Genomic DNA, 9,336 nt, shown 5'->3' with positions numbered 1-9,336 from the left:
GGTAAACGTAAAAAGTTAATTACACAACTGACTGGTTTTCAGTCAGAGATAGTTGAATTATACAAACTGGTGATTTGATTCACCAGTGTATAATTTGAGTGGGATTTTAGGTTATATATTTTGTTTACAAATTATTCATATAAAGAGATGGATGCGGGAAAAGAATCCAGACAGATAGCGCGCCTTAAGGATGTCCTTAGATATGTGGCGGAAAACTATCAGGAGCCAATAGCATTGAAGGAGGCGGCAGACATAGCCTCACTCAATCAGGATTATTTCTGCCGTATGTTCAAAAAATGCATGGGAGTTACATTTCTCGAGTATGTCAATCAGGTAAGAATCAATCACATACATGAGGAGCTTCTGGCAACTGAGGATTCCATCACGGACATACTGGAGCACAATGGATTTACGAATTATAAGGTGTTCAGCCGGATGTTTAAGGCGCAGTTTGGCATGACACCGAGGGAATTGCGGAAATTACAGGAAAATTAAAATGTCATGAATTTGATGTTTTTGTGTTTTTTTTTGTATATTTTAAGGGTACTTAATCGTTATAGTAATGCTATGGTTACGGGTTACACTGAAAGGTGTGGACAGTAACGTGATGCGAGATAGCAAATAACCATAAATGAAAGGGGTACTTTATGAAAAAAAGAGTATTATCAGCCATGCTTGTGGCTGCTATGGCAATGACAGCCTTGCCGTCACAGACGTTTGCAGAGGGAGCGTTGGATGCGGCGCAGCAGACAGGCAAACTAAGCTATGATGGCTACAAAAAAGTGTGGAGCGATGAGTTTGATGGTGATTCATTAAACCGTGCAGACTGGAATGTGGAGACACATGAAAAAGGATGGGTAAATAATGAGCTGCAGGAGTATGTAGACTCGGATGAAAACATTCAGGTAAAAGATGGAAAATTAGTGATAAATCCGGTCAAAAAAGTTACTGAAACAGAAAATAAGGATGCTGGAAATCTTTTGAAAAACTCAGATTTTTCGGAGGAAATGGAAGGCTGGACTCAGACAATAGCAAACTGGGGTGGAGCAGATGGATCAGCGGATGCTTCAGCAAAGACAGCTGATGGTTCGATCACCTATAGTATTAAAAACGCGGGAACAGTGGACTGGAATGTCCAGTTAAAGCAGCAAAATATTTCACTGCAAAACGGACATAAATATAAAGTGAGTTTTAAGGCTAAGTCCACAGCAACCCGTAAATTCAAAACAGGTGTGATGAGTGCTTCATATGAATGGTACGGAGGATGCGAACCGGAGCTTGAAGAGGATAAGGAGCAGGAAATCAGTTTTGAATTTACAATGACAAAGGACACACCTGCAGATTTCTATATTTCCCTTGGAAAATACAATGATACCGACACACCGGCATCAGACGTGACAATTTCTGCTATAAAATTTGTTGATATGAATGCGACTGATGGTGATACCGGCTCAACAAAAGAAGCAGCTTCCTATACATCAGGAAGAATTTCAACACAGAATAAGCAGACCTTCACCTACGGCCGATTTGAATGTCGTGCAAAGGTTCCAAAGGGACAGGGATACCTTCCTGCATTCTGGCTTATGGCAAATGATGAGAATGTATATGGTCAGTGGCCAAGATGCGGCGAGATTGACTGCATGGAAGTAATGGGACAGGAGACAAACAAGGCTTACGGAACCATTCATTACGGAAATCCTCATTCAGAGTCACAGGGTACATATACTATAACGGATGGAGCCGATTTCTCTGATGATTTCCACACATTTACCTGTGACTGGGAGCCGGGAAAAATCACATGGTATGTGGATGGAGTTAAATACCACGAGGAGAGCGATTGGCACTCAACAACAGTAGGACAGGGAACACTTACATATCCGGCACCATTTGACCAGCCATTTTACATTATCTTAAATCTTGCTGTTGGTGGAAGCTGGGTTGGAAATCCAAACGATGAGACATGCTTTGAGAATAACCCATATGTGATCGATTATGTCCGTGTATACCAGAAGGATAGCTACGATGAAGATGTTAAACGCCCCGGTAAAGGAAGTTACACTTCGCAATCCTGACGCAGACGGCAACCATATCAATATCGGATGCACAGTATGTAAACCATGACATTTCACCGATTATGGCTTATGTATTTGGTGCTATGGCTGGAGCACTTATTTTAGCGGTTTCATTCCTGAAAAAAAGAAAGAATACTAATAACTAACCACGTACTTTAACTGCTCCGTATACCGTATCTCGGACAGTTTTAGTAAAATACATATTCCTTTCAAGGACCGGGCGCGTATGCGTCCGGTTTTTTTAATATATTGTGAGATAAGTTTAGTTATGTCATAAATCTGATATTTTAAGAAATAATTTTGTATAATACACTACTGCAAAAATGTATATTATATTACGAAAATGGCTCACTGCTAAATATACGTTGGAGGCAGTTGTAACCGCAGATCATATAATAAGTAGAGAATGGAGTAAGGAATATGAAATACGGATATTTTGATGAATCAAAAAAAGAATATGTTATCACAAGACCTGACACACCGGCACCATGGGTAAACTATCTTGGATCACCGGAGTATGGAGCAATTGTTTCCAATAATGCAGGTGGATACAGCTTTGCAAAGTCAGGTGCAAACGGAAGGCTTTTGAGATATGTGTTTAATCAGTTTGATGAGCCTGGCAGATATATTTATATCAGAGACAACGGCAGCAAGGATTACTGGTCAGCTTCGTGGCAGCCTGTAGGAAAGGATTTGAATGAATACAAGAGTGAGTGTCATCATGGAACAGCATACACAAAGATGATGGCTGATTATAGCGGTATTCATTCAGAAGTAAGATATTACGTTCCACTGAACAAGACATACGAAGTGTGGAATTTGAGCGTGACGAATAATTCTGATAAGGCAAGAAGCCTTAATATTACAGGCTACGCTGAGTTTACAAACAACAGCAACTATGAGCAGGATCAGGTGAATCTGCAGTATTCACAGTATATTACAAAGACAGTATTTGTGGAGAACAGAGTGCGTCAGATGATCCATGCCAATCTTGACCGCATCGAGGATGGCAAGGAAATTGACAACAAGGATGTGGTAAACAGATTTATCGGACTTGCAGGAGCACCTGTTGACAGCTGGTGCGGTGACAGGGGAGAATTTCTCGGAGAATATCACAGATATGGCAATCCTGTCGGAGTGGAGAGCGGAAAGCTTAACAACCACGGCAACTACAACGAGAATAGCTGTGGAGCAATCACAACAGTATTGGAGCTGGCACCGGGCGAGACAAAGACAATAGCATTCTTAGTTGGAATGATAGATAATGAGACAGCAGGAAAGATTGTTGATTCTTACACGGATACAAAAGCTGTCTGCGACAAAGAACTTGAGGAGCTTATCGCATACTGGCATGGACAGTTATCTCATTTCCAGATTAATACACCAAGTGATGAGTTCAACACAATGATCAATACATGGAACGCATATAACTGTTTCATGACATTTATCTGGTCAAGGGCTGCATCATTTACATACTGTGGACTCAGAAACGGATACGGATATCGTGATACAGTCCAGGATATTCAGGGTGTTATACACCTTGCACCTGAGATGGCTGTTGAAAAGATCAGATTCATGCTCTCAGCACAGGTTGATAATGGTGGAGGACTTCCGCTTGTCAAGTTTACACACAATCCGGGACATGAGGATACTCCTGACGATGCTTCCTATGTACAGGAGACAGGACATCCGGCTTACAGAGCTGATGATGCATTATGGCTTTTCCCTACTGTATACAAATATGTATCAGAGACAGGAAATGTAGCATTTATAGATGAGGTCATTCCATTCGCCAACAAGGATGAGGGAACGGTTTACGAGCATTTAAAGAGAGCAATTGATTTTTCGATGAACCACCTCGGAAAACATGGAATGCCTGCAGGACTTTATGCAGACTGGAATGACTGCCTGAGGCTTGGTGCAGATGGAGAGTCAACCTTCGTAGCATTTCAGTTCTACTATGCAATGACTATATTAAAAGAGTTTGCAGCCTATAAGAAAGATGATGAATATATCGCATATCTTGATGAGAGCCAGGAAAAACAATGATAAATATGGACATGATATGGGAAATGTCGTAATCAGAGGTGTAGCAGATGCAATAAAGAGAAGTTTCCCGCATGAAGCCGTTGCCATGAGATATGGAGGAGATGAATTTGTAGTGCTTATCCCGGATTGCAATGAGCAAAAGGCAAAGAATATGGAGAAAAGTTTTCACAAGATTTTAAAAGACATGACATCAGCTAAGAAACTTCCATTCGGCATAGAGGCAAGCAGCGGTTTTGTAATTGCCGTTGACAATAGCAGATCACTTGATGATTACATAAATGAAGCAGATGAGCACATGTATCAGGCTAAAAAGAGGCACAAAGCACAGCGTGATTAAATAACGTAAATAATTCTAAAATGATAGATTATAGAATTGACTCATGGTATAATATAACGAAAGTAAAGATATATGCGTCAAAAGAGATATCATATAGATAAGATTGGAGAAAATACATGAACCCAGCAAGCATAATGAAAATGATGAAAGCAAAAAATACATTTACAGCAAACCACCCAAAGTTTGTATCCTTTTTACAGTATGCATTCGGCAGCGGCATTCCGGCAGACTCTGTTATTGAAATCACAGTTACAAAGCCGGGACAGGAGCCTGTTACGTCCAATATCAGGGTTTTACAGTCGGATCTTGAGCTCTTGGAGAGTCTTAACGATTTAAAATAGAGGTAATATATGTTATACCAGATTAAAGATGGGACAGTTTCGGCAGGAGGACAGACGATTCTGTCCCATATTGATTTTTATATAAAGGAAAAAGAAAAAATAGCTGTAGTCGGCAAAAACGGCGCTGGAAAGACCACGCTGCTTCGGCTTCTTGCTGGAGAGCTACAGCTTGACCGCGATGACCGAAGAGGTATGGATACAATAAATTCTGGTGAACAAGGCAATGATATAGCAAGAAAAAACGTAAAAAGTGGTAAGCGTAAAAATACAAATACAAATTCAGCGCTTGGAATCGTAACCTCGCGATACATCACAATCGGCATACTCCGTCAGGCTGATTCCTCCAATCAGGACAAGACAATCGAGGAAATACTTCTTGAGAGCTGCCCGGATAAAGATACCTTTTCAAAAGAGAGGTTTGACTACGAGATGGAGTACGACCGGCTTTTTACAGGCTTTGGCTTTGAAAAAGAAGAAAAAAGCCGTACACTCGGCAGCTTTTCGGGAGGTGAACAGACTAAAATTTCACTTATAAAGCTGCTGCTTGAAAAGCCGGATTTGCTGCTTCTTGATGAGCCGACGAATCATCTTGATATGAAAACTGTCGAGTGGCTGGAGGATTATCTGATTAACTATCCCAAGGCTGTTGTCATGGTGTCGCATGATAGGGCGTTTCTTGATGCAGTTGCGACTGGTGTATATGAGCTTGAAAACGGAGCATTGCACAGATATGCCGGCAACTACACGCAGTACAGGCAGCAGAAGCTTAAAAATCTGCAGATACAGCGCAAAGCCTACGAGCGCCAGCAGGCGGAGATTGCGCACAATAATGAGCTTATCGATAGATTCAAGCATAAGCCGAAGAAAGCTGCGTTTGCCAGCTCTAGAAAGACCATGCTTGCACGCATGAAGCTGATAGAAAAGCCGGTTGAAGACGAAGCTCATATTTTTACAGGCAATATCGAGCCACAGTTTCCGGGCGGTAAATGGGTGTATGAGGCGAAAGAATTAAAAATTGGATATGACGGCAGGGCACTGCTTGAGCTGTCGCTTCGTATAAGGCGTGGTCAGAAGATTGCCGTAATAGGTGACAACGGCATAGGAAAATCAACATTTCTAAAGACAGTGGCAGGACTTATTCCACCAATAAAGGGCACAAGCCAGCTCGGCAACAATTTGCTGGTGGGCTATTTTGACCAGCAGTCGGCACTTATCGACAGCGATAAGACCGTGAGAGACCATTTTCACGAGCTTTTTCCGGCGTTAAATGAAAAAGACCTGCGCAAAACGCTTGGCATGTATCTGTTTGGAGGGGCAAATGCCTCAAAGCGTATCAGCTCGCTCTCAGGCGGTGAGAAGTCCAGACTTGTGCTCGCAGAGCTTCTGACGGGCCGTCCGAACCTTATGATACTCGATGAGCCGACCAATCACATGGATATTCCGGCGAAGGAGACACTCGAATCGGCATTTAAGGCATATACCGGCACCATGCTCTTTGTATCGCATGACAGGTATTTCATAAAGCAGGTGGCTGATGCCATACTGGTCTTTGAAAATGACAAAGTGATGTACTATCCGTTTGGCTATGACCATTATATTTCAAGGCTTAAGGCATCACAGGACGGCAATCTGCCGGCGCTCATGCAGGCAAAGGATGCTGCGATGGTCGAGGCACTTGCGGCTGTCCCTAAGAGGGAGAGGCATGAGACCAGACAGCTTTCAACAGATGAGGCATACCTGGAGTGGAAGCTTACGCTTGCGGCAGAGCCGATGATGAAAGCGGCTGAAGAAGCAGAAAAGGTTTATGAGGAGCTATGTGAAGCAGAAAGCGCTCTTAAAGCAGAGATGCTTAGAAGTTGTGATTTATCTGATTTCTGCGAGAAAATTCCATGCGGAAATAATTTAGCAGTAGAAGACAAATCTTGTGACATTTTCAATGGAAAAATAAATCAAAACATAATAAATGCGGATACGACTAAGGAAAATGTCGATAAGCTGCGACTGCAATATGAAAAAGTTGCTGACTCATGGACAAATGAGTGTACAAAATGGTATGATGTATACTTAGATGAGATGTATCCGGAGAGTGATTTTTAATTTGCAGACATAAGGGAATCAATGTCATTTGCTGTATATCATAAATTATCCGGGGAGAAAGGATTATATATGTGGTTATCAAGATATTTTGTGTATTTTATTATATTTAGCTGTATGGGCTGGATATATGAGAGCATCTACTGTACCATCAGGGCAAAGAAATGGGAGAACAGAGGCTTTCTCTATGGGCCGCTCTGTCCTATTTACGGAGCCGGAGGTGTCGCAATCACTGCGATAGCAGATTTCATTTCGGCTCACACGGATGCTACATTTACATGGTGGCAGATATTTCTTGTGGCATTTTTTGGAAGCATTGTCTTAGAATATGGCACATCATGGGCGCTTGAGAAGCTGTTTCATGCATACTGGTGGGATTACAGCAGAATGCCGCTCAATATAAACGGCAGGGTGTGTTTTCCATATTCTGTAGGCTTTGGGGTGGCAGGACTTATAGTGGTATATTTTATTGCACCGTTTACGAAGTTCATCACAGGCTGGATGTCACCTATATGGTATGAGTTTTTCTCACTGCTTCTCATGGGCTTTTTAGCTGTAGACACTGCAATCACCGTGTCAGCGCTTACAGATTTCAGTAGGACAATCGTTAATCTGCAAAACAATTTCAACACCTATATGGATGAGGTTGTGGAAGAGGTTAAAGAGCGTAAGAAGGCGGCAGATGAAAGGTCGCAGGAGAGGTCACAGGAGCTTGCGTATGCTGTCGAGGAACGCAGAAAGAGAAAACGTCTCAGAGCTAGTGCGGACCGCGTCATCGATTCAATGGGTGCTTTAAAGAAATCTGCGCTTAACAGGGCACAGGGATTCAGAAATCCAAAGGTGGAGAACAGGTATCTTGAGACATTTACAGAGAGTCTGAAGGAACGCTTTAAAGGTGAACGTATAAGGAAAGTAAAGAAGGAGAAAAAGGCAGATAAATAACAAAAAAAATTTTTAAAAAAAATTTTCAAAAAAGGCTTGCATTATCAGATAGACCGTGGTATTATAATACACGGTTCGTTGGTCAAGCGGCTAAGACGCCGCCCTCTCACGGCGGAAACACGGGTTCGATTCCCGTACGGACTGCTAAAACAAAAAGCTTTCAGTACACAGTGCTGAGGGCTTTTTATTTTTGCAAGCTATTAATAATTATAAAACCATTGAGAATAAAAAGCTGATGCCTGCATATAAGCATGACGCTTCAGCTTTTTTATTCTCAAGGTGGCTCAAATCATTATGTCTAAAGTATAATAATATTTGCGCACTTCAAATCATCGCCCAGATTGTATACTCTTCCGGAATCTACGCCGACAACTGTCGGACGAAGTATATAATGCTCGTTGTTTTTGACAACGCGGGCTCTTTCTCCATTACTTAGCTGAACAATTGAATCCACCGGATAGAGAATCATACTGCTCATGAAAGCTCTCATAACAGTGATGTCTAGCTGGCCGGTCATGGACATAAGAAGCTCTACCGCATCTCGCTGTGAGTAAGCATCTTTGTATGATCTTTTGGTAACCAAGGCATCATACACGTCTGCGATGGCTAAAATCTTTGCAAATGGGGCAATTTTTGGAGTATCGAAGCCAAGAGGGTAGCCACTGCCGTCAATACGCTCGTGATGCTGCAATACTCCCATAAGAATTGCATTATTTAAGTCTTTTCTGTCTTTTATCATGTGGTAGCCATAGAGAGAATGTTTTTTCATAATTTCAAATTCATCATCTGTGAGCTTTCCGGGTTTATTCAGTATCTCAGGAGGAATCTTTGTTTTTCCGATATCATGGAGCAGACCGGATACACCTATATCGTGAATTTCATTTGTGGGAAGCTGTAGCTGTTTTGCAAGTATCATAGCTATAGTTGCCACATCTACACTGTGTTTGAAGGTGTATTCATCGCTTGTTTTTATGGCATTGATATCCACAGCCATGGCATCATTGGAGTTGATTGCATTCATGAGTGAGTCCGCAATTTGATTTGTTGCCATGGTGAATTCCTCAGAGTCGGTATTGTTAAAAATAAACTGTACACCTTCTGAAACCTGTTTCCGCACACTGTCATTTAAGGTAACTTTCGAACGATCATCGGTTCTAAGTTCTTTTACCTTTGCGGCAGCACGCGGAGAGAGGATGGCATCAGGGTCATTTGGGTCAAAATTACCATCACGTATATAAACAGACATAATGCCGAGTTTTAACAGAGCTTCAATGATGTAATCATCAATGGTTGAGCCCTGTACCACAAGGTTTCTACCGGTTGAATCTTTAATGACCTGGTCTATGACCATGCCGGGTTTTAATTGTCGTGTTCTCATGTATTTACGTTTTATCATAATCACTCCACAACAGATGCGTTTTTAGTTTTATAAGACATACACATATATTATATAGTATTTTCGTACTAAAAACAATTATAAAATGTGATGACTACCACCACT

The 9,336-nt window shown here is 41.7% G+C and carries 7 protein-coding genes, 1 tRNA gene and 1 pseudogene; 8 read left to right on the top strand and 1 reads right to left on the bottom strand.

Annotation, left to right across the window (positions count from 1 at the left end):
• Window positions 1–120: 120 nt before the first annotated feature.
• The 8 genes and pseudogenes from ACTQ1L_RS11365 to ACTQ1L_RS11330 all read left to right on the top strand — a co-directional run bounded on the left by ACTQ1L_RS11365 (window position 121) and on the right by ACTQ1L_RS11330 (window position 7,979).
• The gene (locus tag ACTQ1L_RS11365; protein WP_441367227.1) at window positions 121–495 is read left to right on the top strand and encodes a helix-turn-helix transcriptional regulator; all 375 of its coding nucleotides are present in this window, start codon (window positions 121–123) and stop codon (window positions 493–495) included.
• A gap of 152 nt (window positions 496–647) precedes the next feature.
• Complete coding sequence (locus ACTQ1L_RS11360) at window positions 648–2,072, top strand: family 16 glycosylhydrolase (protein WP_441367226.1); 1,425 nt, start codon at window positions 648–650, stop codon at window positions 2,070–2,072.
• A gap of 420 nt (window positions 2,073–2,492) precedes the next feature.
• Window positions 2,493–4,115 (top strand): annotated as a pseudogene (locus tag ACTQ1L_RS11355) (GH36-type glycosyl hydrolase domain-containing protein); the annotation flags it as partial.
• Window positions 4,075–4,458: a GGDEF domain-containing protein gene (locus ACTQ1L_RS11350; RefSeq protein WP_441367224.1), complete on the top strand. Its 384-nt coding sequence runs from the start codon at window positions 4,075–4,077 to the stop codon at window positions 4,456–4,458. The pseudogene ACTQ1L_RS11355 and the gene ACTQ1L_RS11350, both read left to right, overlap by 41 nt.
• A gap of 116 nt (window positions 4,459–4,574) precedes the next feature.
• Window positions 4,575–4,799 (top strand): hypothetical protein, encoded by a 225-nt coding sequence (locus tag ACTQ1L_RS11345; RefSeq protein ID WP_118191570.1) that lies wholly within the window; start codon window positions 4,575–4,577, stop codon window positions 4,797–4,799.
• Between the two features lie 9 nt (window positions 4,800–4,808).
• The gene (locus ACTQ1L_RS11340) at window positions 4,809–6,896 is read left to right on the top strand and encodes an ABC-F family ATP-binding cassette domain-containing protein (RefSeq protein ID WP_441367222.1); all 2,088 of its coding nucleotides are present in this window, start codon (window positions 4,809–4,811) and stop codon (window positions 6,894–6,896) included.
• Between the two features lie 69 nt (window positions 6,897–6,965).
• Entirely contained in the window at window positions 6,966–7,835 is an 870-nt protein-coding gene (locus ACTQ1L_RS11335; RefSeq protein WP_441367220.1) for a putative ABC transporter permease, read from the top strand.
• Between the two features lie 72 nt (window positions 7,836–7,907).
• Window positions 7,908–7,979 (top strand) — tRNA-Glu (locus ACTQ1L_RS11330).
• Between the two features lie 154 nt (window positions 7,980–8,133).
• On the opposite strand, the gene ACTQ1L_RS11325 is transcribed toward ACTQ1L_RS11330, so the two are convergent.
• The gene (locus ACTQ1L_RS11325) at window positions 8,134–9,231 is read right to left on the bottom strand and encodes an HD-GYP domain-containing protein (protein ID WP_321110075.1); all 1,098 of its coding nucleotides are present in this window, start codon (window positions 9,229–9,231) and stop codon (window positions 8,134–8,136) included.
• Between the last annotated feature and the right edge of the window lie 105 nt (window positions 9,232–9,336).

This window comes from Agathobacter sp. LCP21S3_B2, from assembly GCF_052118705.1.
GTDB lineage: Bacteria > Bacillota > Clostridia > Lachnospirales > Lachnospiraceae > Roseburia.
This window is presented reverse-complemented; position numbering and strand designations above follow the sequence as displayed.

Excerpts from the sequence above, each read along its gene's own strand:
- ACTQ1L_RS11360 (WP_441367226.1), top strand. The coding sequence starts at position 648 with ATGAAAAAAAGAGTATTATCAGCCATGCTTGTGGCTGCTATGGCAATG.
- ACTQ1L_RS11350 (WP_441367224.1), top strand. The coding sequence starts at position 4,075 with ATGATGAATATATCGCATATCTTGATGAGAGCCAGGAAAAACAATGAT.
- ACTQ1L_RS11345 (WP_118191570.1), top strand. The coding sequence starts at position 4,575 with ATGAACCCAGCAAGCATAATGAAAATGATGAAAGCAAAAAATACATTT.
- ACTQ1L_RS11340 (WP_441367222.1), top strand. The coding sequence starts at position 4,809 with ATGTTATACCAGATTAAAGATGGGACAGTTTCGGCAGGAGGACAGACG.
- ACTQ1L_RS11335 (WP_441367220.1), top strand. The coding sequence starts at position 6,966 with ATGTGGTTATCAAGATATTTTGTGTATTTTATTATATTTAGCTGTATG.
- ACTQ1L_RS11325 (WP_321110075.1), bottom strand. The coding sequence starts at position 9,231 with ATGATAAAACGTAAATACATGAGAACACGACAATTAAAACCCGGCATG.